Here is a 26,299-nt window from a genome sequence, read left to right on the forward strand (position 1 = left end):
ATGAAAATAGCAAATAGACTTTTTCAAAACAAAACACCGCAATGGACACTGGTTGCTTTATTTGCTGCGCTGGCAATTGTGCCTGTACAAAGCAATGCCCAAGCGGCCGCCGGTATACCCAAAACGACAGCAATAGGAACAAGCACAATATGGGGCAACGTCGATGGACTTGCCATTGAAGGATTGGTGCAAGGCCCTTCGGCAGCAATTAGCGAATTGCAAATAGCCTGTATTTTTGAATACACCGAGGGTGATATCTTTATCTCACCGCCTGCATTGCCCACAGCGCTAAATGGTCTTGTCCATTTGGATGAGGCATTGCATGGTACCCTTACCGAAATGCGTAAATCGGGCAAATTCAAGGGACACGCACGCGAAACCATTCTGCTGACTCCAACCCAAGGAGGTGCACTCGCAAGCAAAAAGCTGTTGTTGATCGGCTTGGGCAACCGTCAAGATTTCGATGCCGAACAAATGAAAGATATTGCCCACGTTGCCATGCGTGAAGCGCTTAGGCTAGGGGTTGAGGATTTCAGTTTCGCAAGCGACCTCAAAGATGCCGGCGTAGACTCGCCGACAGCATTAATTGCAGAAAATATCGTACTTGGCAGCATTGATGCTTTTAGAACCCAGAAATGGTTGGGAGCAAAAAACATGGATCAATCGCCAAAATTAAAAAAGATCACTTTATTGGCCGGCCCTGCATTTTTCGAAACCGCAGGTGAAGGTATAAAAAAAGCGATTTCATCCTTAAACAATTAAACTCAACGACTATGAAAGCAGATCTCATTCTCCATAACGGGAAAATAACCCATTTTGGTACTGCACAGCAAGAGGTGACCGCCGTGGCGATTCAAGATGGCAAATTTATTGCGGTCGGACCTGACAAAGACGTGATGCAATTTTCCGATGCCGGCACCAAACTTATAGATCTGGGCGGAAAACGTGTAGTCCCCGGGATCAACGATTCCCATATCCACCTGATCCGTGGTGGTCTCAACTATAATCTGGAGTTGCGCTGGGACGGGGTTCCCTCTTTAGCCGATGCCCTGCGTATGCTCCGAGAGCAGGTTGACCGAACACCTGATCCGCAATGGGTACGGGTGGTCGGCGGATGGTCCGAGTTTCAATTTGCCGAAAGACGTATGCCCACCTTAGCAGAGATCAACGCCATCGCACCCGAAACACCAGTATTTATCCTCCATCTCTACGATCGGGCATTATTGAATGCTGCTGCCCTCCGTGCCGTCGGCTACACCAGAGATACACCAGCGCCTCCTGGTAGCACGATTGAACGTGATAACCAGGGTAATCCAACAGGCTTACTTATTGCGTCCCCAAATGCCATGATCCTCTATTCGACCTTAGCAAAAGGTCCAACACTTCCTTATGCGGAGCAGCTCAATTCGACACGCCACTTCATGAAGGAATTAAACCGTTTTGGGATCACCAGTGTCATCGATGCTGGTGGAGGTTTTCAGAATTACCCTGATGACTACAAAGTCATCAGTGACCTACACCGTGAGGGTCAGCTTACTGTCCGCATCGCCTATAACCTATTCACACAAAAACCAAAACATGAATATGAGGATTTTCAGCAATGGATTGATACTGTCCCATTACATCAAGGTGACAGCATGTACCGACACAATGGTGCCGGCGAAATGCTAGTCTTTTCGGCAGCAGATTTTGAGGATTTCCTACAACCAAGACCTGACCTCAGTGAAAACATGGAAGCCGAACTTGAGAAAGTCGTCCGTCTATTGGTGAGCAACAGATGGCCTTTTAGATTACATGCCACTTACAACGAGAGCATCAGTCGCTTTTTGGATGTATTTGAGAAAGTCAACCGAGATATTCCATTTGATGGACTAGCCTGGATCTTTGATCATGCCGAAACCATCGATGAACGCAATATCGAACGCACCAAGGCTTTGGGTGGTGGCATTGCCATTCAAAGCCGCATGGCTTATCAGGGTGAATATTTTGTCGATCGTTATGGGCACGAGGCGGCCGAACAAACACCGCCAGTCAAGAAAATGCTCGAAATGGGAGTTCCTGTCGGTGGTGGCTCCGATGCAACCCGTGTGAGCAGTTATAACCCATGGGTATCCCTTTATTGGCTCACCGCTGGCAAAACAGTTGGTGGACGGCAACTATATCACAGCAGTGTACTTGATCGTCTGACGGCTTTGCAGCTTTATACCAAAGGTAGTGCCTGGTTTTCACAAGAACAACAGCAAAAAGGCGATATTGCGGTGGGCATGCTGGCCGATCTGACCGTGCTCAACAGCGACTATTTTACAATCGACGAGGAAGCCATCAAATCGATTGAATCCGAACTGACGATTGTTGCCGGTAAGATTGTCTACGCTGATGGCGATTTCAGTCCATTTTCACCCCCGCCTATCCCCGTTCTACCTGACTGGTCACCTACAAAGAGTTATGGTGGCTACTATCGTGTATCAAAAACGTCCTTGCATGATCACCCCAATACTGCTTCCACAAAAAGCAATATTGTGGATACAATCCATCTTTGTAGCGGCAGCTGCCAGGTGCATGCTCACAACCACAATCATGCCCGCATGAGCAATATTGCTATCAACAATTATTCAGCATTCTGGGGGGCCTTAGGCTGTTCATGTTTTGCATTCTAATACGCAAGAAAATGATGGAAATCTTTCAAAAACTATTTTATACCGACTTAGGTACTGCAGTCAACAATACCGCTCTACTTATTTTTCGGATACTATTCGCTTGGGAATTACTTACTGTCCATGGCCTCAAAAAGATAAAGCAAAGCCAGGAAGCTGAGGCAGAGCAGATTCCCAATCCCCTGCATCTCCCTGAGAAGCTTAATGCTGCTGTTGCCCAATTTGCCGATACCATAGTACCTTTCTTCATTGCGCTCGGACTATGTGGAAGGCTGGCTATACTTCCAACCCTGGGGGTCACCGCTGTTGGCTATTTCGTAGTTCACCGTCATGATTCGCCTCAGGTCAGGGACATTCCATTTATGTATACGTTATGTCTTCTATTCCTGCTAATGACCGGCCCCGGAGCCTACTCTATCGATCATTTTATCTATCAACTATTAATAAATATACGTTAACAACATGGAACCACATATCGGAATAAAGGAAATTCATTTAGCTGATGCTGCCCATTTTCTCGCTAAATTATTAGCGGATGAATATCTGTTATACACCAAAACCCGAAATGCACACTGGAACATCGAGGGTCCAGACTTTTACAACAAGCATTTGTTTTTTGAAGCCCAGTATAACCAACTGGATGAAATCATAGACAGCCTCGCTGAGCGCATCCGCACATTGGGGCATTATGCACCAGGAACTTTAAAACAATTCCTACAACTGTCCCAACTCACTGAAGAAAGCAGACAGACCAACCAAAGCAGCGGATACATCAGTGAATTGCTTGCTGATCACCAGAGCATTATTATTTCATTGCGCGAAAACATCGATTATTTGGCCACCCAGCTTAAAGATTTTGGAACAAGTGATTTCATCACAGGATTAATGGAAACCCATGAGAAAATGGCCTGGATGTTACGCGCACATTTAAAGTAAAATTATGGAAAATCAAAACAAGGCGCACATCGCCACACTTGTTCTTACGCTTGTAGGAGGATATTGTGATACCGTCACCTTTGTGGCTGCCGACAAAATATTTTCGGCTCATGTTACGGGCAACTTCATTGTTTTTGCTTATCAGCTGATCAATGGTGGAGACATCAGTGCCTGGATCAAACTGGCCACTTTCCCCGTCTTTGTCGCCGCTGTCATGGCGGGCGGTTGGCTCACCTCACGCTCGCACAAGAAAAACACCGTTCTTTTTGTCGAAGCCCTGCTACTCGTAATTGTAGGATTATTGGCAATTATGCTTCCGGTCGAAGAGTCCAAAACAGTCATGTATGGACTCGTGATGCTTGTTGTGTTTGCGCTGGGCATGCAAAATGCTTTCGGAAAATTATTTGCAAAAGCTACACATGGACCGACGACCATGATGACCGGCAATGTGACCCAGGCCTCACTGGACCTATGTGTGTTGATTGCCAATAAATTCAAAAATCCTGAGACCAATGTCAGTTTTGGAAAACAGCTGATTACACTTTCGGGATTTTTCATTGGATGTTTAGCTGGTGCTTATTTCGGTAAACAACTTGGACTAAGTTCTATTATATTTGCAGGCATAACAATGCTAATCTGTTATTTTCTTTCCAGAGATAGCGAGCATTAGCAGATAGCAAGCTTCAAAACAATAGAGGTGCAAGCGTCGGCTTATCGTCCGTTTGCACCCAATTAATATCCACCTTGATGAAAATCAATTTTTTACTAAGCGTATTTATCCTTTGGATCAACAGTGCTTTTTGTCAGGACAATGGCCTAATTGACCGGTATATGGACAGTTTATCCCTTGAGCATGACACCGGACGCAAAGGTCATTTTTTGTATGAGGCTGCAAAGTGTTATCTCGAAAAGCCCGGTGAATTGAAAAAAGACCTCGACAGTGCGCAATGGCTCAATAGGAGGTCCCAAAAGCTGCATTTGGCAGCTAATCTCAAAACCGAAGCCGCCATGAATATGCTTTTAGATGCGCGCATTCAGGAAGAGATGGGCAAACCATCCCTTGCTAAAGAACAAAAGGCAGCAAGCCTACGTTTTGCCAATAGCCACCGCCTCAATAAAGCTGCGGCAATGATTTACTTATCCATGGCAGGAGACATCAAGGACGTAGCCTTTGATCAAAAAGAAGCAGTCTTTAAAGAGGCATTACTGCAGGCTACCAAGACCAATGACAAGCTGCTCGAATCTAAAATTCTGATGGAACATTCCAGTTATCTTTCCGGATATGGCGATTACAAAGGGGCAGTAAATACCGCGCACCGCGCAGCCACATTAAAAAAACAGGCCGGGGATCAGAACGTCAGCAGGGAACTGGTATCCGTAGCCGGCAACCTCCGGTTACTCCTCCGTCTCAAAGAAGCACTTAAATATGCTCTTCAAGCTCGCCGTATTGTCGAAAACGAAAATATACCGACAACGCAAGATGATATGGCCGCCGTTTATAATATTGTCGGACTAATCTATTATGACCTGAAATCCAATAAAGAGGCACTTGCAAATTATCAAAAAGCGTTTGAAATTGCCAAGCAAAAAGATGACCGTTATGCTATCCATACCATAACCCTCAATCTAGCGACTATATTATCCCGTTTAAATCGTACCGCGGATGCGTTGAACCTGCTTAATAATGTGACAAAAGACTATATTTCGGATCTCTATACGATACGTTATGCCTATTTGTACACCATGCTTTACTGCAAAACAAAGGACACCCAAAAAGCACGCCCCTATTATCAAAAACTGTTAAACTATTACAAGACAGGAAACATTACCGGACAGGAAAAGCACATTATGATGATCGGTATTACGAGTTTCCTGTTTGCAAACGGTCAGATCAAAGAAATGTACCCATATTTAGCGGAAATTGAGCGCTCCTTGACAAAAGAAACAAGTTTGCTGCGTGTATCAGAATTTCGTAAACTCCATTACCTGGCCGACTCTGCACGCGGAGATTTTAAATCAGCTTTTAAAAACTTTGCAGCATTCAAAACCATCAGCGACTCGATCAATAGTGTGGACCGTGTAAAAGAACTGACCGCACTACAACTGGACTACGATACCGAAAAGAAGGATCACGATATCGTTTTGCTCAAACAAAAAGGTCAGCTTCAGAAATCACTGCTTGAACGTGAAGCAATTATACGGAATGTGTTCATTGGCAGTCTAATTGTCCTTATTATCTTTGTCGGATTTCTCTATGTTCAGAACACAATTAAAAAAAGAAGCAACCAAAAACTTACGCTTAAGCAGGAAGAAATCAATACCCAAAACGAAAAATTAAAACAGTTGATTGCTGAAAAAGAATGGCTCCTTAAAGAAATCCACCATCGTGTTAAAAACAATATGCAGATTATTATCAGTTTGTTAAATACACAATCCGCTTACTTGGATAATCAAGATGCGATCAGCGCAATCCAAAATAGCCAAAATCGGATGCATGCCATGTCTTTGATCCATCAAAAACTTTATCAGACCGACAATCTCTCACGGATTGACATGAAGTGGTATATCCGGGAGCTTACTGGTTACCTCAGAGATAGCTTCCAATCTGAAAAAAAGATAAGCTTTGACATGCAGCTGGATCAGATCAGCCTCGACGTATCGCAAGCAGTGCCCGTTGGACTCATTCTTAACGAAGCGATCAATAATGCCATCAAACATGCTTTTGATCAACGGGAGGGTACCGTTTTTATCAGTTTCAAACGAATAATCAAGGCAGCGCCCTATGATCTTATGCTCAGTATTGCTGATAATGGTGTGGGTTTGCAGGAAGATATTGACAAGGACGAAAACGATTCATTTGGTATGAGCCTCATGCGGGGTCTGACCTCTCAGCTCGAAGGTGAATTTAACCTTGTATCGGACCATGGCGTTTTTATAACCGTCCAATTTTCTCAAAAAGAAGGTGAAATTTAAGACCAATTTTATGCACAAAGGCAACAAGATCTTAATCGTAGAAGACGAGTTTATCGTCGCTAACGATCTCAAGATGATTCTCAAAAAACATGGCTATCAGGTTATTGGTATCGCATCTTCGGTCACGCAAGCTACAGGAATCATCGAAACCCAAAAGCCCGACTGGGTCTTGCTGGACATCATGTTAAAAGGAACGGAAACAGGTATCGACCTTGCTATACGACTTAACAAAGTACAAATTCCATTTCTCTTTATATCAGCAAATACAAACCAGGGAATTTTGGAAGCGGTAAAAGGAACCAGACCTTATGGTTTCTTGACCAAGCCTTTCCGGGAGAAAGATCTTTTCATCATGCTAGATATTGCCAAGGAACGGTTCATGACGGAGAAAAAGGATTGGGAGACGCCTGTAAAAGTGGCAACTAGTAAATCCGCCAAAGAGGAAATTGTAGGTACAAGCCCCGCTTTTAAGGAGGTGCTGTCACAGGTGGAACTTGTCGCTCCGACCGATACCTCGGTATTGCTCTCAGGAGAGAGTGGCACAGGCAAAGAAAAGATTGCACAATCCTTACATCAGCTTTCACTACGCCGACAACAACCTTTAATTGTCGTCAATTGTGCGGCAATCCCCCTATCCTTGATCGAATCCGAACTTTTCGGGCATGAAAAAGGCGCATTTACAGGAGCTCAAAACCGCCGTATAGGCAAATTTGAGCAAGCTGATCGCGGCACAATCTTTCTGGATGAGATTGGGGAACTGCCGCTGGAGGCGCAAACCAAATTGCTCCGCGTACTTCAGGAACAAGAAATCGACCGCGTTGGTGGCGACTTACCGATCAAGATCGACGTGCGCATCATCGCCGCCACCAACCGCAACCTCGAACAGGAAGTTGCATTGGGGCGGTTCAGACTTGACCTCTACTATAGGCTCAATATCTTTCCGATCGCTATCCCTCCGTTACGTGAAAGGGCAGAGGATATCGAATTACTCGCAAATTATTTCTTGGCTAAATATGCTTCTAAACTCAACAAAAACATTGTGGGTTTTACAGCCAATGCTTTAGCACAGCTGCAGGCCTATCCATGGCCGGGCAATATTCGGGAAATGCAACATCTGATCGAAAGAACTGTTTTACTGACAAAAGATCCGATGATCAGCACATTTGTCTTTACAGATCATATGGGAGGTCAAACCCAAATTGGGGGTAAACAATCCCAAAAATTGGGATCACTCGAAGAAATGGAACGGGCACATATCTTGCGGGTCCTTGAATCTTGCAATGGAAAGATTTCTGGACCAGGCGGAGCTACAGAGATTTTACAGATCAGCAGCTCCACCCTTTATACCAAAATGAAAAAATACGGCATTACATCGGACTTCTACTAATAACGAAATTTCATTTTCCGCCTTTAAAACTGCAAAACATGACCTCAGAAACAGCTCTACAAGCGCTATACGACCGTCTACGAAAACGGGAGAACGAACAGCTTAAGCAATTAGCACTCAGTCAAAAAATGGCAACAATAACGACCCATAAGGCATTTGAGGCGCTTCAACCAGATCTGCAAGATTTTTTTTATCAAGATAACTTGTACATATTTGTTGCGGACAAAGAGGAAAAAAGTTATAGCCTACTTTTACAGGTAAAAAGACATACGCAGATTATCAACAACGATTTGTGGAGCTGTAAAGCAGGCTTTTTTCAGGATTGCATTGATTCAGCCGAACCAGTTCAACATGGCCCCAAAGAGATTTTAAAAGCCGAAAGTACCTTCCCTACAATTCTTGTTGAAGCGGTACGTACCGGAAGTAAGGCTATTATATCCATGGCGTTTCGATTGCATGACCAACGCTGGGCAATAGTAAGTCTGGAATACAAAAAACGGACAGATAACGATCTACAACTCAATAACCGCATCACCAGCCTTATTCCACAACTCAACATTACCATAGGCAATATACTGATGTATACCCAGTCAGTACAGCTTACGACATCCCAAATACACGCCTCGCCAATTGTATCCTCCCCCTCGGTGCGAGCCGCTTTTATGCCGCCAGACGATGTAAGAGCACAAATCATCGGCAATAGCCCGCAAATAAAGATCATAAAATCACAGCTCAAAACAGTTGCCGGCACAGAAATGACCCTGTTGATTCAAGGAGAAAGTGGAACGGGAAAAGAAGTCGTCACTCAGTACCTCCATCGCCTATCTACCCGTTCACAGCAATCTTTGATCAAAATCAACTGTGCTGCTATTGCACCGACATTGATCGAAAGCGAACTTTTTGGTCACGAAAAAGGAAGTTTTAGTGGTGCCATAAAGCGTAAGATCGGTAAGTTCGAACAAGCTAATGGCGGTACGTTATTTCTGGACGAAATTGGTGATCTTCCTCTCGTCTTACAAGCTAAGTTGCTTCGGGTACTACAAGAAAAAGAGGTTGAGCGTGTTGGCGGCAATAAAACTATTCCCGTAGATGTACGCATTATTTGCGCAACGCACAAGGATCTGCAAGACGAAGTACGGGCCGGCAACTTCAGAGCAGATCTCTATTACCGTATAAGCGCATTCCCAGTTACGCTGCCTCCTTTACGTGAACGTCGAGAAGATATCCCCATCTTAGTGCAGCATTTTCTTGAAAAACATGCCGGAACAGTTCCGCCAAAGCAAATGGGAAAAAAAATGCTTCAACGTCTTGATTTACATCCTTGGCCGGGCAACATTCGTGAACTGGAACATGTCGTAGCACGTGCAATTCTTATGACAGCTGGTCCGACCATAAAGAACATCATGTTATCAGAAAACCCCGTTTTTGTGAGAGCAAACAAAATTCCGGACTTCAGTCCACAGACCCTTGCAGACTTTGAAAAACAATATATCCTTTGGGTGTTGCGACGCTGCAATGGGCTTATTTCAGGCACAAATGGTGCTGCGAACATTCTTGGCATTCCAGCAACCACATTACAGTCCAAAATGAAAAAGCTTGGTATAAGTAAGAAATTTATCTCCCTACAAGAATAAACAAAAAGGCCGTTCCCAAAAAAGAACAGCCTCCACTACTATTTAAAAACTATTTTTGATCCGTGGCACATTTTATTTAGTGATAAAAGCCAGGATATCTTTATTGATTGTTTCTGCTTCAGTTGTCGGCATTCCATGTGGGAATCCCGGATAAGTGATCAGCGTACCATTTTTCACCAGTTGTGCTGCTCTTCTACCGGTAATATCCAGCGGTACAATTTGGTCATCCTCACCGTGTAAGACCAAAACAGGAATCTCCACTTGCTTAAGTTCTTCCGTAAAATCTGTTTCAGAAAATGCTTTGATACAGTCGTAGTGTGCTTTTATTCCCCCCATCATTCCTTGTCGCCACCAATTATCCATCACCCCCTGCTGCACCTTGGCTCCATCCCTGTTATAGCCATAAAAAGCAAGCGTAAAGTCCTGAAAATATTGTTGTCTGCGTGTCGCTGTATTCAATCGGATTTCATCAAACACGTCCATGGGTACACCGTCGGGATTTGTTTCGCTCTTAGCCATTGTCGGTGTTACAGCACTAATTAATACCGCTTTTGCAACACGAGAAGTCCCATGATTGGTTATATAGCGGATCACCTCCCCACCACCGGTAGAGTGGCCGATATGGATCGCATCTTTCAGATCCAATGCTGCTACCAATTGTGCGACATCAGAAGCATAAGTATCCATGTCATTCCCTTGGTCAGTCTGTGTAGAGCGTCCATGACCACGACGGTCATGCGCAATTACGCGATAGCCTTTATCGAGGAAATACATCAGCTGTGCATCCCAGTCGTCGCTTGACAAAGGCCAACCATGATGGAAAACGATAGGCTGCCCTGTTCCCCAATCTTTGTAATAAATTTCAGTTCCGTCTTGAACTTTGAATGTTGCCATGATGAATAATTTATTTTTTTAATTGTTTAATTTATCAATATGCATAGTACAACAACTTGACCATAAAATACAACATATTGTTTTCAAGCGATTTAAAACAACAAACGTCCATTGAAAAACAACGAAATATCGTTAATTGCATATTGGATTGATCGGTTGTCCACGAGCCTTCCGACACCTGCGACAGCCTTTGCCTTATCAGCCCAATCCTAAGTCGGGCAAGGATTAAATTATCAATTTTCGTGTAGCATCCGGACAAGATCCTCTGCACCGCCATCGAATTTCTCGCCGTTGACAAAAAATGTGGGTGTACCATTTACCCCGCTCATCATACCGCTTTCGAAATCACCCTCTACTTTTTCGTCCACGCTTTGGTCTTGCAGGGCGCTTTTGAAATTGTCGACATCGAGACCGAGTCGTTCGGCTAGATCCATAAACAACCTTGTACTCAAGCTTGACTGGTTTTCATAGATTGCATCATGCATCTCCCAGAATTTGCCCTGCTCGGCCGCCGCTTCGGCGGCAAGTGCTGCCGGCCGCGCATACTCGTGCATCTCTGACAGTGGGAAATTGCGAAATACAAACCTGATTTGGCTACCTAATTCGGCCATCATCTTTTTTAATATGGGATGAGCAGCGCCACAATGTGGACATTGATAATCGCCATATTCGACAATCGTTACATCTGCACTACCATTACCCTGAATACGATCCTTATCGTTTACTCTTGGTTTTAATGACATAAATTTCTATTTTAGATTTTCCAATGCTTCTATTATCCCATCTGCTCCCGGATTTACCGCTGTCGGCGACAGGTAGCTCCATTGAATAACCCCCTCTTTATCGATCACAAAAAGAGCACGTTTACATTCTCCTTCCTCCTCATCATACACCCCATATTTTTTCGCGACTTCACCTTTTGCCTCAAAATCAGCCAACAGTGGAAAGTGCAATTTTCGGGATTGTGCAAAAGCAAGATGGCACCATTTGCTGTCCACAGATATACCTAATATCTCTGCATCATATTTCTTAAAATATTTAAGCATTTCATTGTACAGCGCCATCTGATCACTACATACCGGGCTCCAGTCAGCAGGATAAAAAGCAAGGATTACATTATGGCCTTTAAATTCCGACAATTTGATTTTCTGATCTGGAGTCGCATACAAGGTAAAATCAGGCGCAACATCATTTTTCTGTAGCATATTAAGATATTTAAAATTTAACCATTACCCAGGGCCTCCATCCGGTTTAGCTATTTTATCGCATGGGACCCTACCTATTAAAACAAAGCGTTGTAATGGAAAAATTGTTTTATTTTCTTTGCGGCCAAATCAATACAGGTCAGGTTGGCCGCTCAAATCTACGCCCCAATTCAGCTGCATATCATTGTTTCGGTTACTTGTTTAACCATTTACGGATCATTCTCGTGTAATTGGGCATAACCAGATAAACCATCAAAAAAACGATACATCCGGAGATCAATAAGCCATCAGAAAAATGATTTTGAGGAATATGAAAATATCGGAGAACAGGCAGTAGAATTATTGGTATAATCAATGACAGCGGGTAAATTGCTGACCAGGTAACAAGATATTGTTTCCAGCGCCGCGGCACCTGATGGGCTTGCTCTGCTGTTTCAAAAAGAAACTCGAGACCCGACTTGATCTGATAACGGTCCTGCTTTCGAAATAAGCGGCTTGCCCGTTCAATCATTTGTTTGCGCGTATCAGACTCCATCCAGATTTTTAGGTTGTCCACCGTATCAAACCTGATGATTACCGTATAGACAAATGTTAATTTGGGGATAGGACGAATGATCTGTAAGTCTATAAATCCTCTCGCATGTTTGGTCAGCGGAACAATCTCCGCAAGCCACTGATCGTATTCTAATTGCTTGTCATCTAAAATATGATGTGTTATAACGACAGAAGCGCCTTGATTTTCCATAGTTACTATTTGTTAAAAGTTTACATTCATACAACCGGGCTATACTTCCGCCCGGTATCTTTCTTTTTTTCATCGGTGCAGGTCGAAGGGATTGCCTATCGAAATTACTATTTTATAAAAAAACATCAAACCCACGATTTGGCTACAAGATCCGTCGATCTGCCTACATCCCAAAAATACCAAATCATCAACTTTGTAGCATCAATTTATTTTTAAACTAAAACACATGAAATCACAAAAAGTATGGTTTGTCACCGGTGCCTCCAAAGGCCTGGGTTTAAATTTGGTCAAGGAACTTTTAGCACAAGATTATCTTGTTGTAGCGACCTCGCGTACAAAACGGGCCCTGGAACAAGAAATCGGTGAAAATGAAAATTTCCTTCCCCTTGAGGTCGACATCACCAATGATGCGGACGTATCGCGGGCAGTACTGTCTGCAATTGATTATTTCGGGCGGATCGACGTCCTGGTCAACAATGCAGGGTATGGGCAGACAGGCAGTGTCGAAGAACTCAGCGACTCCGAAGCCCGACGCAATTTTGACGTGAATGTCTTTGGATCTCTCAATGCTATCCGGCATATCGCACCGCATATGCGACGTCAGAAATCGGGGCATATTTTTAACATCGCATCCATCGGCGGCCTTGCAGGAAATTACCCGGGTTTTGGCATCTATTGTTCCACAAAATTTGCCGTATCCGGATTTACAGAAGCGCTCGCTGTTGAAATGGAGCCTTTTGGTATTCACACGACCCTGGTTTATCCCGGTTATTTTAGAACGGATTTTTTATCCGATGGATCAATCCAAACCGCAGCCAATCCCATCGAAGCATATGTCACTGCAAGGGAAAATGAAGCAGCACACTTAGAGCATATCCATGGAAATCAGAAAAACGATCCGCAAAAAGCAGCTACTTTATTGATCGAGCTCAGCACCCTGGCACACCCGCCAATCCATTTCCTAATGGGTGAAGATGCCTTTGAGCTGGCCAAAAACAAGATTAACATGTTGACTGCCGAGATCGAAAAATGGAAGAGCTACACAGTATCCACGGGTTTCGAACAAACTGCAAAATAGCCTAAAGTTATCGATCACAGTCAGAAAAAATCGGCAATATTAAAAAAAGAAAATAATTAAATTTACAATTATGGAGAATACATTTCGCTTTCATTCCCTTTCGGAGTTCCACAGCTTTTGCGGGCTGCCCAAACCAGAGCATCCCTTAATCAGTTTGGTTGATTATAGTCAAGTGCACTATCCTATTAATGACAGCAAATTAAGTTGGATACAGCATTTTTATTCGATCGGTTTAAAGCGAAATGTAAATGCCAGGTTCAATTACGGACAGCAACAATATGACTTTGATTCGGGTGTACTGACTTTTATATCACCATTACAATTCTTGAAAGTAGAGATTAATCAAGAGGTCCGTGCCCAACCCAGTGGCTGGATTCTCTTGATACATCCCGATTTTTTGTGGAACAGCGAACTGGCGAAGCATATCCATACATACGATTTTTTCCAATATGAAGTCAACGAAGCACTTTTTCTTTCCGAAAAGGAGGAGGCGGTAATTGTAGACATTCTCCAAAATATCGAAAAGGAATATCAATCCAACATCGACAAATTTAGCCGTGAACTGATCCTCAAACAGATCGAACGGTTGCTCATCTATGCAGAACGGTATTACGAACGTCAATTTATCACACGAAAAAAGTCCACCCAAGAGCTGGTGACCCGTTTCGAAAATATACTATCGACACATTTTAGCTACGACAGCCTGATCACAAAAGGGGTTCCAACAGTAAGCATGCTTGCCCAGCAGCTCAATCTTTCCCCAAACTATCTCGGTAGCCTACTTCGAATCTATACGCAGCAAAATACGCAGCAGCATATACAACACAAAATGATCGAATACGCCAAACTAAGATTGAGTACCAGCGCCTTATCGATCAGCGAAATAGCATATGAGCTAGGCTTTGAGCACCCGCAGTCATTCAGTAAAGTCTTTAAGAAAAACACGCAACAGAGCCCCGTAGAATTTAGGCAGGCGTTTCAATAAGTACTGTTTGCAAACATCCAGATCATCCGTATCCACGAGTTTGCTCGCATGGTCTGGAAAAACCGATCGATCTTAAGCTATTTCCCCCAATCCATAGACCGTTAGAGCCTTGGGGCTTTGCTATTCTAGCGATACCATTAATCGGCATAATACCCTTCAACACCAATTCCGATTGTCCAGAAAAACTTCGCTTTCTCCAGGTCTTCGAGCAGCATATCCACATTCTCTTCGTATTCCCCTTCGGCCTTTATCGCTTCAATATCCTCTTGGATATCCTCTACGGTCATCTGTCGCCAAATACCGACTGAGCTGTTCAAAAAGGCATAGCAATACCCCGCCTCAGCATCGTCGACAGGTCCACTGTTTTTTTCACTCAATATATGGAGCAGCTCGTCGGCTTCCACCTGAAAGGGGTTAACCCCATAGATGCCGACTTCGGTCTTTTGGGGATAAGGGCCATTGATGCTTTCAATAAATTCAAGTTGCCCCAGGTCATTGAAATCCAACCGCAATTCAAGCTCATCATAATAATACTGCCCGTCAAGGGCGTCCGATGGAGCCCCCAGCAATTCCTGTACCTGCGCTTGGTCTATGCCGAAGGGCACTCGCCCCAAGTCTTCAATATGAATTCCGACAAGTGGAATAAATTCGATCTTTTTCATTTTATACATAGTTGAGCGTTCAAAACATATGTTTTCTTATATCTTAAGATCCAATACCTTAGTACGCTAATAAAGATAGCTAAAAATTGATGGACAACAATTTAAAACCAAAATTTTCAACAAGAATTAACCCTAGCGATCCAGTATTTATTTTTATTTTCAACATAAAAAGAATACATACATCTACCAAACCAAAATTTAAATACGCCTATAAAACACTAATTAACAACAACATAAACCAATAATAAGTTTTAAAAAGTTTACCAACACATTTACGCTACTGAAAAACACGCACTTTGCTAACTATCTTTATGGAAACCAAACACTAGACCTCCAATGACCAATTCATTTGCCCTTTTGTCGTTATGCTTACTTAGTGTATTGACCTCTATTGGTTACAGCAAATCTAAAAACATTAAGCTATACGATCTACGATGTGAGAACCTGATCAATCCAAATGCATTGGATAATACCAGCCCCCACTTCAGTTGGAAAATAAAGTCTCCCGGTAGAGAAATGAGACAGCAGTTTTACGAAATTCAGGTTGCATCCGACAGCATAACCTTACTTGAAAATCGTCAAGCAGATTTCTGGCAATCAAATAAGATCGCCTCTGACGCATCTGTCATGGTGCCTTATGCAGGCAAGCCCCTGGCGTCTCGGTCCCTTTGCTATTGGCGAGTGAGGATTTGGAGCAACCAAGGCGAGCAATCCGACTGGAGTGATATTCAACGGTTTGGCATTGGACTTTTGAAAGATCAGCCTATGCAAGGTGAATATATTGGATTAAAAGGTGTGCACAGTCCTTTGCTCCGAAAAAACTTTCATCTGGATGCCGTGGCACTCTCTTTTTTGCATATCAATTCGCTCGGATATTATGAAGTATATATCAATGGAAAAAAGGTGGGCTCAGACGTACTCTCTCCAGCTGTATCCCATTTGAACAATCGTTCATTGATCAATACCTATGACGTCAGCGGCTATCTTCGTAAGGGTGAAAACAGTATAGTACTTTGGCTGGGCACGGGCTGGTACAAGAAAACCACAGGTTTCAACGTTGCTTTCGACGGAGCATTGGTCCGGGCTCAGCTCGACATTCGCAACACCGGTCACTGGCAAACGAAGCTTGTCTCCGACTCCTCCTGGGAGGGTTCAGTAACCGGATACGCCGATACAGGGCCTTGGCAGGCACTGCAATTTGGCGGCGAGCGTGTCCAGGCCAGCCGAAACCCAACAGATATGGACGCTATTGCCTTAAACCATCGCTCCTGGTCGCCCGTATCCACGATCGCACTTCCCGATATACAAGCCAGCCCACAAATGACCGAACCCAATCGCATTCAGGCGACCTACCGACCAATCTCCATCAAACAGCTCCGTGATAGTACCTGGCTGATTGATATGGGAAAAACACTAAACGGATGGTTCGAACTGGATATGAAAGATTTAAAGAGCGATCAGATAGTTGTTTTCGATTATAGTGATGCCCTGGACAGCGCCGGTAATTTTATGCAGCAGGGACAACGGGATAGCTACATGGCATTGGGACTTCATCGCGAAACTTTTCGCAACAAGTTCAATCACCATGCTTTCCAATACATCAAAATTTCCAACCTCGGACATCGTCCCAAAAAGAAAGACGTTAAAGCGCATTTAATCCATACCAACTTTCGCCAGACCTCTACTTTTCTCTGTTCGGATCCGGACCTCAATGCCATCCACACGATGATCCAATACACCATGCGTTGTCTTTCTTTCAGTGGATATATGGTCGACTGCCCACATTTGGAACGGGCCGGATATGGTGGCGACGGAAATTCATCCACCAATACCTTACAAACCATGTTTGCAAGTTCGCCGCTCTTTGTCAACTGGCTACAGGCCTGGTCGGATAGCATGCGCGAGGGAGGCAGCCTACCACATGTAGCACCCAATCCTGGTGCAGGTGGCGGCGGGCCTTATTGGTGCAGCTTTTTCATTATGGCGTCCTGGCGTACGTATGTCAACTACCAAGATCCGCGGCTGATCCAACGCCACTATTCTGCCATGAAACAATGGCTCTCTTATGTAGAGCGCTATAGCAGAGATGGGCTCCTTACACGCTGGCCGGACACTAAGTACCGCGATTGGTTTTTAGGAGACTGGCTTGCCCCTGCTGGTGTAGATGCAGGAGCTGCTCGCTCGGTCGACCTAATCAGCAATTGTGTCGTGAGCGAATGCTTGGCTACGATGGAAAAAATAGCCACAGTTCTCCGACTCCCGCAAGAGGCACAGGACTTTGCCAAACGAAAAGAAAAACTGGACGCTTTGATCCATCAGGTATTTTTTAATAAAGAAACAAACCAATATGCCACAGGATCTCAACTTGACATGAGCTACCCCATGCTACTAGGAATTACACCTAAAGCTTCTTATGCAAAAGTAAAACAACAGCTTTTAAAGGAAAGTACCGAAAAATACAACAACCATATAGCTGTCGGGCTCGTTGGCGTACCAATTCTAACGCAATGGGCTACGGACAACAATACGGTTGACTTTATGTATACTATGCTCAAGCAGCGGGATTATCCCGGCTACCTCTTTATGCTTGATCATGGTGCTTCCACCACCTGGGAATACTGGAGCGGAGAGCGTAGCCGTATCCATAATTGTTATAATGGTATCGGAACATGGTTTTACCAGGCTATCGGTGGAATCCGTGTTGATGAAAACCAGCCGGGCTATAAACATATCCTCATCACTCCACAGATTCCCAAAGGTCTTACCTGGGCAAAAACAGCAATTGAGACTCCTTATGGTGAGGTTAAAGTAGATTGGTCCATCAAAAAGCATAAATTAAAGCTCGATATTACCCTTCCAGTCGGAAGTACTGCTACGGTAAAAGCGCCGGCAGGATTCGAGATGAAGGATGTTACAATCAATTACCACCACTAATCCAACTATCGAAAGATTATAAGCGGGTAATCCGGATCCGCCAAATCGCCTCAAAATAATAAGCGGGACCAAAACTATTTGGCCCCGCTTATTATTTTTAAACCTGTAAGCGTATTATTTAAACCTGATCACTTACTGTTAAAGCCCGATCTGTATGCCCAAATTGACGACACGTTGATTCTGATAGGCATCTCCCGCACTGTTGGAGGTCACCTCAGGATCCTGCTGATATAAGGAATAATTCGTCCAAGTCAGCAGATTATATCCGCTCAGGTATAAGCGCGCATTGTTCATCTTAAATGGCAGCCATTTATTGGGCAACTGATAGCCCAGTTCAATGGTCTTCAAACGTAAATAGGTCGCATCAATAAGCCAGAAATCAGACATATAGGTTGACGGGCTATTAATCGTTGTCGGATTGGTCGTTAAGCGTGGAAATTTAGCTTTAGCGGCTGTTTCCGCGGTCCAGCGTTCTTGATGGATCGGTTGAAATTGACTCTGGAAGGGCTCAATACCACTTCCCTGAACGCTAAAACTGTACCCGGTAGTTCCCTGTAGCAGCACATTAAAACTAAAACCTTTGTAACTTCCCCCCAGGGTAAGCCCAAAACTGGTATTCGGAATATTAGGCTTACCGATCACTGTTCGATCATAGTCATCAATTACACCATCGTTATTGAGGTCCTTGTACCGCAGATCTCCAGGCTGCACCTCATATCCTCCTGATGGTTTTGGACTTGTACCGATATTTTCTTCGGTATAGAAGCCATCGTACAGATAGCCCAATGGTTGATTGATCTGCTGCCCTGTCAGCCGCAGCCAAGGATAAGCTGGCGCTGGTTCATCCTGAAACAAAATCTTGTTTTTGAAATACGTCAATACCCCTTTGATATTATAATTAAACGCACCGATATTGTTGTTTACATTCAGTTCCAATTCTACTCCGCGATTGCGTACCTTCGCAATATTTGATGGCGAGACCCCTACACCGATATGCTGAAAAAGCGACTGTGAAGTCACGAGCTGATCGTAACGCAGGTTATTAAAATAGTCAAAGGTCATGGAAAATTTGTTTTTCCATAGATTGACATCAAGCCCTACATCAAATGACTTTTGTTTTTCCCAAGTGACATTATTATTTCCCAGATTTCCTTCCGTGATAATAAGTGAAGGCTGATGGGTTTCACCAAACGAATAATTTCCGCCTTCATTGTATACTTGTTGATACAAATAGCGATCACCGGTCACCTTGTCAGAGCCAACGATTCCATAGGAAGCCCGCAATTTAAAGAGCTCCACAAAACTAAACGCGTCTTTGAAAAACGATTCCTTAGCGAGATTATAACCCGCTGACACCGCCGGAAAAAGACCATAACGCTGTGCCGCCTGAAAACGGTCCGAACCATTGTATGCTGCCGTCGCATCCAATAAGAACCTCTCTTTAAAGTTGTATCCTGCCCGAAAGGTGTAGCCCTCAAAATTCTGTGGAATCCAGTTGATTTTCTTATCCCCCTTTGTTTTATAGGATTCCCGATTATACAATAAGAGTGCTGTCACCGCATGAGCCCCAAAAGTTCGCGCATAATTGAAGTTGGCCTGCACATTCACCCGACTGTTATAATCCCCCTGATACGCCCGCAGGGTATAATTACCCAGCACATAAGGTGCCCCACCTTTCAGCTGGTAACTGCCCGAGCTTGGGTCATAACGATAGACCGGGATTTCATCACGGGCCTGCTCACGGCCGTTTGACTCGACGCTGGCATAGGCTACACGGGTCGAAAAAGAAAGCCCTTTTAACCAAGAGTTGAGTTCCTGAGTCCCGCCAAATAAAATATTGATGTCGTTGCGTCGATCCAAACTATAACCAGCTGCTGCCAGGCGTGCATTGATGGTTGGAAGCAACTCCTGCGTATCGCTGGCATAGGTAAATGAACCGTTTGGATTGATAAAAGGTGCTGACCAAGGTCTTATCTTATTAAAATTGAATACCTCACCAACGATATTTCCCGCCCGCGGCGAATTAATGCGATTGAAATTCGCCCGGAAATCCAAACGCAATTTGAGTGTCCTTGTCGCCTGTACATCCAGATTCGACCGTAAGTTGAAACGACGGTAATAATAGTTATTATTGACCTTGTCGCCCTCATTTTCAAAATTGTAAAGGTTTCCATTTTGGGAGAAAGCACCTCCCGACACAAAATATTTAATACTCTCACCACCGCCAGTGATATCAATATTTGTATTGTACTGTTGGCTCGATGGCTTAAAGATCCGATCGTACCAATTGATATCGGGATGACCATAAGGATCGTCCCCCGAACGGAAATGTGCCAAATCTGCTTCACTAAAAGGCTGATTGGAATTGTCACCCACCGTATTTGCTATCGCTTCATTCCATAAGAGCGCACTTTCATAGGCATTCAAAAACTTCAATTTTGTGACCGGGCTCTGCATACCTGATTCGACACGCGCATTGATCTTTGGTCGTCCCGATTCACCCCGCCGCGTTTTGACAACCAATACACCATTTGCCCCCTTGATACCAAAGACTGCTGTCGTGGAGGCATCCTTTAAAATCGAAATACTCTCGATCTCATTGACGTTGATCTGCGACAATTGTTCATAGGTATATTCGATATCATCGACAATAATCAAGGGCTGGTTTCCTTCTGGGTTTAGCGAACTGACACCACGGATATAAAAATCCGAGGCATCCTTGCCGGGTTGCCCGGAACGTTGTACCGACACAAATCCCGGCAATCTTCCAGCCAGTGCATTCTGTACACTTGAGGTTGGAACCTGACGGATATCTGCTCCCTTTATTGAACTGACAGCGCCCGTGCTAGTGAGCTTTTTAGTCGTACCAAACCCCACAACCACCACCTCATCAATATCCTGGCTGCTGGATTGCATAATCACTTCGATATTCCCCCCCTGCTTTACATCTCGTTGCTGGGTATTATACCCTACACTCGTAAATACTAAGACCTTAGTACCACGTAAGGCCAATTTAAATCGTCCATTTTGATCTGTTTGTGTGGCTCCCCCTCCTTTCTCCTGCACCGATACACCCACCAAGGGGCCTGAACTATTTTTGACAATACCATTCACAATGGATTGCGCCAATAGTATAAATGGCGTCAAAACCATTATTGTTAACAGATATATGCTCTTTTTCATCCGTTTATGTTTTATTTAATCATGATTAAAGCCATTCGCGCAGCCTTCTTCGGCTAACATTAATAAGCCAATTACCAGCCGGGGTTCTGTACCATTTTTGGATTTTTGATCACTTCCGAAAACGGAATGGGAGCCAAATACATCTTCGTATCAAATGTCATTTTCAGAATAGGAAGTGACTGCCTGATCGCCCCGGTTCCCGTTTGATAAATGACTGTGGCGTGTAGCTCCTTATTAAACTCCTCTTCGGCTATTTTCCACCTACGCACATCGTAAAAGCGATGCTCCTCAAAGGCCAGTTCTTTTCTCCTTTCGAGGTAGATCAGCTCCCGCATTTCTGCTTTGGTCAATGCCTCGGGAAGTTGATAGGGACTCAGTCCTGCCCGTTGTCGTATTTGTTCAACAGCACGATAGACATTGACATCAGGTCTGTCCAGACGTTCATTTCGTGCTTCCGCATAATTCAGCAATATTTCAGCATAACGGAACAGGATAAAGTCATGGTTTACATTACTATAGTTTGCAAGGGATTCAAAATTTCCCATAAACTTGCGGAGGTAATAGCCCGTTTTTGTCTGTTGCTTGGATCCACCTGGCTTATCGGATCCACCCTCAAAGGTTTGTACAGGCCGATTTAACCAGGGGGCACCATTATAAAAAACAGTTGCGTAAAAGCGGCTGTCGCGCCCTACATAAGGATCGTTTGGATCATAACCTGAATTTTCGTCCGTAATTTTAAGACCGTTGCTCATCCCAAAGGCGTCTACAAGTTCCTGGGTCGGACTAGTTCGACCATTGTTCACTCCATTGGCATAACCCACAGGACCATTGTTATTTTCAAAACTGGTATTGTTGCCACCTTGTTTCGCAAAGATCCGTTCATTGTTGCGTGTGGTAAAGACATCTTTAAACTGCGGTTCAAGTTTAAACAGGTTTAGATCCATTAAGTCTTTGGCCGCGTTCTCGGCCAACTGCCATCGCCCAGCGGAAAATGCCGTATACCCCGTAAGAATATTCTGCCCATCTATATTTCCACCGTTGAACAATGGGCTGGCAGCATACAGGAGCACACGGGATTTTAGCGCCATGGCTGCCGCCTTCGTAGGCCTTCCATAAAAAGCCAGATTAAATGGATCAGTACGTAAGCTATCTTTTATTGCATCACATTCCTTCACAATATAGTTGACGCATTCTTCGAAGCTCGCACGTGGTAGCTCAATATCATCGTTCAGCTGGTATACCTTATCGCCCATCAGTGGCACCCCGCCATACCGCTTGACCAATTCAAAATAAAATAAGGCACGCATAAATTTTGCTTCGGCTTTCCATACGCGCGGCATAGGCGTACCATTCTCCAGTTTCCCTTTAACCGGTACCCGATCAATATTTTGAATAAAAATGCTGGTCTTTCGAATCCCCTGATACCAAGATGCCCACAGGTTGTCCTGATAATTATCCGAAGTATAAGAACCTGTTGCCAACTGCTGTACCGATGTGTTGGTCGGATTGGAGGAAACCGCATCATCCGTAGCTGCGTCGAGAAAATCTCCACCAACCCGATTGCCCAGGCTGGGCAGATAACGGTAGCAATCGGTCAGAAACCGGTTTGCATTTACGCCGGCCGAATCCCTTCGGTCAAACACCTGATCCAGTGTCTGCAACTCGATAGGCTCTTCCTCCAGGTCGCTTTTACAGGAGAAGATCCCAAGTGTGACTCCAACCAGGAACATCCATTTAAGCCGATTATATTTTATACGAATGAGCTGTGCTTTAAAAGGCATCTGCAAGCCTCGGCCCATGTCAGACGCGGATTTAATTTCAGGCGCTCTGCAAGATACCTCACGCTCCTCAGCATGTATGTGGTTTGAATAGGAATATTTCATCATTGTCGATTTCTAAGGTTTATAATTTCACGTTTACACCAAAGCTTATGATCCGCTGTGCTGGATAAGCTGTACCTGATGAGATTTCAGGATCCAGACGTCCATAGGGGGTAAAAGTGAACAGGTTTTGCGCGTTTGCAAAGATGCGTACCGAGGATAGCTTCGCCCGCTTTGTCCAATTGAAGGGCAATGTATAGCCGACATCCAGGTTCCTTATCCTAAGATATTCCCCCGAACGGGTCCAGTAGCTCGAAATATTTTGTGTATTGGTCGGATCGGGTCCCAGCGTCAACCGTGGATAAGTTGCAGCAGTACCGGTCTCCGGTGTCCAGCGTCCCAGCATATAATCAAAACCCTGTCCGTCGCCGGTATTTCCAAAGGAATAATCCGTCTGCTGGTAACTACGGTTCAATACCCCCTGAAGCAATACACTGAAATCAAACCCCGCAACATTGAATCCTACGGTAGTACCAAAATATACGAGTGGTTTTGTATTGCCAATGGCCGTTTGATCGTACTGGTTGATGATACCGTCTCCATTCAGGTCCACTAGTTTGACATCACCAGGATACACCTTATTCCCCGATAGTAATGGTGCATGATCGGCTTCATCCTGTGTCTGGATCAGCCCATTGGCCCGGTAACCAAATGTCTGACCCACGGGCATTCCCGTACGCCGGTTCCAATCGTATTGCTGAAAGACCTCGTTCATATACAGCACTTGGGTCTTCATACGTGAGGCATTGGCGGTAATGAAATAGTTAAACTCACCAAAATTATTTTGATAGGTCAAACTGATTTCCTGTCCTTCATACCGGTTTTTACCGATATTTTCATTTGGGTATCCAATACCGATCAGATCAATGGTCGACCCGCGCTGTTGCAATAGGTCAAAATAAGTATCTCTAAAATAGTCGGCTGTCAATTTCAGTGTTGAATGCCAGAATGCGGCATCCAAACCGATGTTAAATTTATTTCCCTTTTCCCAGGTTCCCTCAATGTTGGCAAGTCCTTTTTCGATCAAGCTATTGGTGTAAGCGTATTCCGAGCCAAAGTCATAGCCGTTCGCGCCATCTTGTCCATAAGAAGCTCGCCAGCTGTAATAACCCAGGGCAGCTTCGTTGGTATTTCCCGTCCGCCCAAAGGTAGCGCGCCATTTCAGCTGAGAAAGCCAATCCGTTTTTTCCTTCAGAAAGTCTTCCTGCAGCATGTCCCAGCCCAAACCAAAAGCATAAAACAGACCATATTGGTTTCCGGGCATAAAACGATTGAATCCTGAGTAGTTTAAGGCTACTTCAGCAAAATATTTATCCTGATAGGCATAGTTTGCCGTTGCAGCAAAGTTGGTATAGATTGCGGGTAAGTCAAACTGATAATTGGCCGTTTGCCTGTCCATAAACAGTTTAGCTCCGACACGATGTTTCTCACTCACCTGTTTATCATACCCCAGCGCTCCCTGGAAATAGAAAAAATTTGCTGTAGACGTGGTCGCAAATGAATTAGGCTGATCCGCTATCGTTCCATAACGTACATACACGAGTTCTTTTTGCTCGTTATAGCTTAAGTCATACACCGGCTGTTGGCGATTCCGGTCGATAAGACTCGACGAAGTTGATGAAACATTTAACTTACCCTTTGCATACAGTCCGGGAACAAATTTGTCAAGCTTGTAATTAAAATCCAGATTAGCCAGCAGGTCCCTCGTATTATCCAAAAGATAACCCGATCCCGTCGCAAGCTGGTACAAGTTGCTCCGATAGACCGAGGAGCCACCATAAGATTGGTCTGGATTAAAAATTGGATACGCGTTGTTCGGTGTATTATACAAGGTCGATAAGATCGTTCCTGTTTTTGCCCCCGGCTGTCTGCCATCCTGTATTTTTCCAAAAAACTGTAGTCCAATTGTTAAGTCATCAGTTACATCCACATCAATGGCACTATTGATGAGATAACGTTTATTCTGTACATTGGTCTCATAGTCAAACTTATCATCCGATTTAAATAGACCATATTGGTTCAGGTAACTTAGCGAAAGGGCATACCGTGCATTTTTGATTCCGCCCTTTACACCAAGGTTATATTTGGTGGTCGGATTATTGTCTCTTACGACGGCATCGTACCAGTTGACATCCGGGAAGAACAAAGAATTGGTTCCATCCCTAAAGGCTTTAAAATCGTCCGAACTATACACAGGTTGCCGCCCTGCATTGAGAAGTGCTTCGTTGTAGAGATAGGCATACTGATAAGCGTTCAAGGGCTGCGGCATTTTCAACGATTGTTGGATTCCTGTTTGTGCTGTAAAGCTGATCCTTGGTGGTCCTGCCTGTCCCTTTTTCGTCGTTACCTGCAATATCCCTCTGGAACTCCGTTGTCCCAATAAAATGCTGGAAAGTGCATCTTTGACCACGGTCACCGATTCGATGTTTTCAGGATCAATGGAATAGATATCCCGCTGTACACCGTCGATCATAGTCACCGGACTTTGTCCCCTTAGGTTAAAGCCAATTTCCGTATTGTCACCGATGCTGGAACGATATTTCACGGCATCCGAGGGAAGAGATCCCGCCAGATCATTTGAGGTGATAGCGGTCATGCTCGGTGATCGAAACCCACTGACTTCCTGCGTAAACAGCCCCGGCATCCGGCCTGTGAGCGCATTCAAATACAAGGGTGTAGGCATATCTTTGATCTGACTGTTGTAGACTACCGAAACGGCTCCCAGGAGCTCCGAACTTTTCTTTTTGTCATAGCCAATATGCAAGGAGTCTGTGCGCTGGAGTACGGCCGGCACCAACGACACCGATTTTTCGGAACCTCCCTTTATCCTCTTTCTATAATATCCCGGATATTCCACCCATAAGACTTCATGCGTAACATGGCCTGACGGGGAAAAATCTCCATTTTCATCGGTCTCACCGACAAGCTGCCGCCCGGCGTCATAGACCTTAGCACCTGAAATCGGCTTACCATATTCATCCACAATTTTCGGAAATTTCCCTATCGCCCGCTTCTCATTCCCTGAGGCTGTCTCGCGGAGCCGTGGATACCAGCTGGCCTGTGCGGTCTGTTTATCGGCAATCACCAACAGTACACCGACAACACTTAATTTTATATAATGGTTAAACATTTGTCATTCGTTTATTAGG

19 protein-coding genes are annotated in these 26,299 nt (G+C 44.4%); 11 read left to right on the forward strand and 8 right to left on the reverse strand.

The features are described 5' to 3' along the window. From D7322_RS06550 to D7322_RS06585, 8 genes are all read left to right on the forward strand, one after another. Window positions 1-762 carry a M17 family peptidase N-terminal domain-containing protein gene (locus tag D7322_RS06550; protein WP_121122462.1) on the forward strand — a complete coding sequence of 254 codons (762 nt, stop codon included), beginning with the start codon at window positions 1-3 and terminating at the stop codon, window positions 760-762. Between the two features lie 11 nt (window positions 763-773). Further along, a complete protein-coding gene (locus D7322_RS06555; protein ID WP_121122465.1) occupies window positions 774-2,657 on the forward strand; it encodes an amidohydrolase in 1,884 nt (627 codons plus the stop codon). An 11-nt stretch (window positions 2,658-2,668) separates the two neighbouring features. Next, complete coding sequence (locus D7322_RS06560) at window positions 2,669-3,112, forward strand: DoxX family protein (RefSeq protein WP_121122772.1); 444 nt, start codon at window positions 2,669-2,671, stop codon at window positions 3,110-3,112. 4 nt (window positions 3,113-3,116) lie between these two features. Then, entirely contained in the window at window positions 3,117-3,590 is a 474-nt protein-coding gene (locus D7322_RS06565; protein ID WP_121122467.1) for a Dps family protein, read from the forward strand. A 4-nt stretch (window positions 3,591-3,594) separates the two neighbouring features. Next, entirely contained in the window at window positions 3,595-4,260 is a 666-nt protein-coding gene (locus D7322_RS06570) for a YoaK family protein (protein ID WP_121122469.1), read from the forward strand. 77 nt (window positions 4,261-4,337) lie between these two features. Further along, window positions 4,338-6,563, forward strand: coding sequence for a tetratricopeptide repeat-containing sensor histidine kinase (locus D7322_RS06575; RefSeq protein ID WP_121122471.1), 2,226 nt, complete (start codon window positions 4,338-4,340; stop codon window positions 6,561-6,563). 10 nt (window positions 6,564-6,573) lie between these two features. Further along, window positions 6,574-7,950 carry a sigma-54-dependent transcriptional regulator gene (locus tag D7322_RS06580; protein WP_121122774.1) on the forward strand — a complete coding sequence of 459 codons (1,377 nt, stop codon included), beginning with the start codon at window positions 6,574-6,576 and terminating at the stop codon, window positions 7,948-7,950. Window positions 7,951-7,988: 38 nt separating this feature from the next. After that, window positions 7,989-9,584 (forward strand): sigma-54 interaction domain-containing protein, encoded by a 1,596-nt coding sequence (locus tag D7322_RS06585; RefSeq protein WP_121122473.1) that lies wholly within the window; start codon window positions 7,989-7,991, stop codon window positions 9,582-9,584. A 72-nt stretch (window positions 9,585-9,656) separates the two neighbouring features. On the opposite strand, the gene D7322_RS06590 is transcribed toward D7322_RS06585, so the two are convergent. From D7322_RS06590 to D7322_RS06605, 4 genes are all read right to left on the reverse strand, one after another. Next, on the reverse strand, window positions 9,657-10,478 hold the full coding sequence (locus D7322_RS06590; protein WP_121122475.1) for an alpha/beta fold hydrolase: 822 nt from the start codon (window positions 10,476-10,478) through the stop codon (window positions 9,657-9,659). A gap of 233 nt (window positions 10,479-10,711) precedes the next feature. Further along, window positions 10,712-11,221 carry a DsbA family protein gene (locus D7322_RS06595; RefSeq protein ID WP_121122477.1) on the reverse strand — a complete coding sequence of 170 codons (510 nt, stop codon included), beginning with the start codon at window positions 11,219-11,221 and terminating at the stop codon, window positions 10,712-10,714. A gap of 6 nt (window positions 11,222-11,227) precedes the next feature. Continuing rightward, window positions 11,228-11,683, reverse strand: coding sequence for a redoxin domain-containing protein (locus tag D7322_RS06600; RefSeq protein WP_121122479.1), 456 nt, complete (start codon window positions 11,681-11,683; stop codon window positions 11,228-11,230). A 193-nt stretch (window positions 11,684-11,876) separates the two neighbouring features. Beyond that, on the reverse strand, window positions 11,877-12,428 hold the full coding sequence (locus D7322_RS06605) for an antibiotic biosynthesis monooxygenase (protein ID WP_121122481.1): 552 nt from the start codon (window positions 12,426-12,428) through the stop codon (window positions 11,877-11,879). Window positions 12,429-12,654: 226 nt separating this feature from the next. Between D7322_RS06605 and D7322_RS06610 the strand changes: the two genes are divergently transcribed. Both D7322_RS06610 and D7322_RS06615 read left to right on the forward strand, forming a co-directional pair. Further along, a complete protein-coding gene (locus D7322_RS06610) occupies window positions 12,655-13,506 on the forward strand; it encodes an SDR family NAD(P)-dependent oxidoreductase (protein WP_121122483.1) in 852 nt (283 codons plus the stop codon). Window positions 13,507-13,576: 70 nt separating this feature from the next. Then, window positions 13,577-14,491, forward strand: a complete 915-nt coding sequence (locus D7322_RS06615; protein ID WP_121122485.1) for a helix-turn-helix domain-containing protein — start codon at window positions 13,577-13,579, stop codon at window positions 14,489-14,491. A gap of 137 nt (window positions 14,492-14,628) precedes the next feature. Here the strand turns inward: D7322_RS06615 and D7322_RS06620 are convergent, their stop codons facing one another. Then, window positions 14,629-15,153 (reverse strand): hypothetical protein, encoded by a 525-nt coding sequence (locus D7322_RS06620; RefSeq protein WP_147430304.1) that lies wholly within the window; start codon window positions 15,151-15,153, stop codon window positions 14,629-14,631. Between the two features lie 336 nt (window positions 15,154-15,489). Between D7322_RS06620 and D7322_RS06625 the strand changes: the two genes are divergently transcribed. Continuing rightward, complete coding sequence (locus D7322_RS06625) at window positions 15,490-18,087, forward strand: family 78 glycoside hydrolase catalytic domain (RefSeq protein ID WP_121122489.1); 2,598 nt, start codon at window positions 15,490-15,492, stop codon at window positions 18,085-18,087. A 138-nt stretch (window positions 18,088-18,225) separates the two neighbouring features. Here D7322_RS06625 and D7322_RS06630 read toward each other — a convergent pair whose 3' ends face one another. From D7322_RS06630 to D7322_RS06640, 3 genes are all read right to left on the reverse strand, one after another. After that, window positions 18,226-21,270 carry a SusC/RagA family TonB-linked outer membrane protein gene (locus tag D7322_RS06630; protein WP_121122491.1) on the reverse strand — a complete coding sequence of 1,015 codons (3,045 nt, stop codon included), beginning with the start codon at window positions 21,268-21,270 and terminating at the stop codon, window positions 18,226-18,228. Between the two features lie 71 nt (window positions 21,271-21,341). Further along, window positions 21,342-23,156 (reverse strand): RagB/SusD family nutrient uptake outer membrane protein, encoded by a 1,815-nt coding sequence (locus tag D7322_RS06635; RefSeq protein WP_245971272.1) that lies wholly within the window; start codon window positions 23,154-23,156, stop codon window positions 21,342-21,344. 16 nt (window positions 23,157-23,172) lie between these two features. Further along, window positions 23,173-26,280: a SusC/RagA family TonB-linked outer membrane protein gene (locus D7322_RS06640; protein WP_121122493.1), complete on the reverse strand. Its 3,108-nt coding sequence runs from the start codon at window positions 26,278-26,280 to the stop codon at window positions 23,173-23,175. Between the last annotated feature and the right edge of the window lie 19 nt (window positions 26,281-26,299).

The organism is Sphingobacterium puteale, from assembly GCF_003627955.1.
GTDB lineage: Bacteria > Bacteroidota > Bacteroidia > Sphingobacteriales > Sphingobacteriaceae > Sphingobacterium > Sphingobacterium puteale.

Bases quoted from the DNA above. Each gene is read 5' to 3' on its own strand.
- D7322_RS06630 (WP_121122491.1), bottom strand. From the start codon at position 21,270: ATGAAAAAGAGCATATATCTGTTAACAATAATGGTTTTGACGCCATTT.
- D7322_RS06585 (WP_121122473.1), top strand. From the start codon at position 7,989: ATGACCTCAGAAACAGCTCTACAAGCGCTATACGACCGTCTACGAAAA.
- D7322_RS06620 (WP_147430304.1), bottom strand. From the start codon at position 15,153: ATGAAAAAGATCGAATTTATTCCACTTGTCGGAATTCATATTGAAGAC.
- D7322_RS06590 (WP_121122475.1), bottom strand. From the start codon at position 10,478: ATGGCAACATTCAAAGTTCAAGACGGAACTGAAATTTATTACAAAGAT.
- D7322_RS06610 (WP_121122483.1), top strand. From the start codon at position 12,655: ATGAAATCACAAAAAGTATGGTTTGTCACCGGTGCCTCCAAAGGCCTG.
- D7322_RS06555 (WP_121122465.1), top strand. From the start codon at position 774: ATGAAAGCAGATCTCATTCTCCATAACGGGAAAATAACCCATTTTGGT.
- D7322_RS06625 (WP_121122489.1), top strand. From the start codon at position 15,490: ATGACCAATTCATTTGCCCTTTTGTCGTTATGCTTACTTAGTGTATTG.
- D7322_RS06570 (WP_121122469.1), top strand. From the start codon at position 3,595: ATGGAAAATCAAAACAAGGCGCACATCGCCACACTTGTTCTTACGCTT.
- D7322_RS06575 (WP_121122471.1), top strand. From the start codon at position 4,338: ATGAAAATCAATTTTTTACTAAGCGTATTTATCCTTTGGATCAACAGT.
- D7322_RS06550 (WP_121122462.1), top strand. From the start codon at position 1: ATGAAAATAGCAAATAGACTTTTTCAAAACAAAACACCGCAATGGACA.
- D7322_RS06595 (WP_121122477.1), bottom strand. From the start codon at position 11,221: ATGTCATTAAAACCAAGAGTAAACGATAAGGATCGTATTCAGGGTAAT.
- D7322_RS06635 (WP_245971272.1), bottom strand. From the start codon at position 23,156: ATGATGAAATATTCCTATTCAAACCACATACATGCTGAGGAGCGTGAG.
- D7322_RS06560 (WP_121122772.1), top strand. From the start codon at position 2,669: ATGATGGAAATCTTTCAAAAACTATTTTATACCGACTTAGGTACTGCA.
- D7322_RS06605 (WP_121122481.1), bottom strand. From the start codon at position 12,428: ATGGAAAATCAAGGCGCTTCTGTCGTTATAACACATCATATTTTAGAT.
- D7322_RS06600 (WP_121122479.1), bottom strand. From the start codon at position 11,683: ATGCTACAGAAAAATGATGTTGCGCCTGATTTTACCTTGTATGCGACT.
- D7322_RS06615 (WP_121122485.1), top strand. From the start codon at position 13,577: ATGGAGAATACATTTCGCTTTCATTCCCTTTCGGAGTTCCACAGCTTT.
- D7322_RS06580 (WP_121122774.1), top strand. From the start codon at position 6,574: ATGCACAAAGGCAACAAGATCTTAATCGTAGAAGACGAGTTTATCGTC.
- D7322_RS06640 (WP_121122493.1), bottom strand. From the start codon at position 26,280: ATGTTTAACCATTATATAAAATTAAGTGTTGTCGGTGTACTGTTGGTG.
- D7322_RS06565 (WP_121122467.1), top strand. From the start codon at position 3,117: ATGGAACCACATATCGGAATAAAGGAAATTCATTTAGCTGATGCTGCC.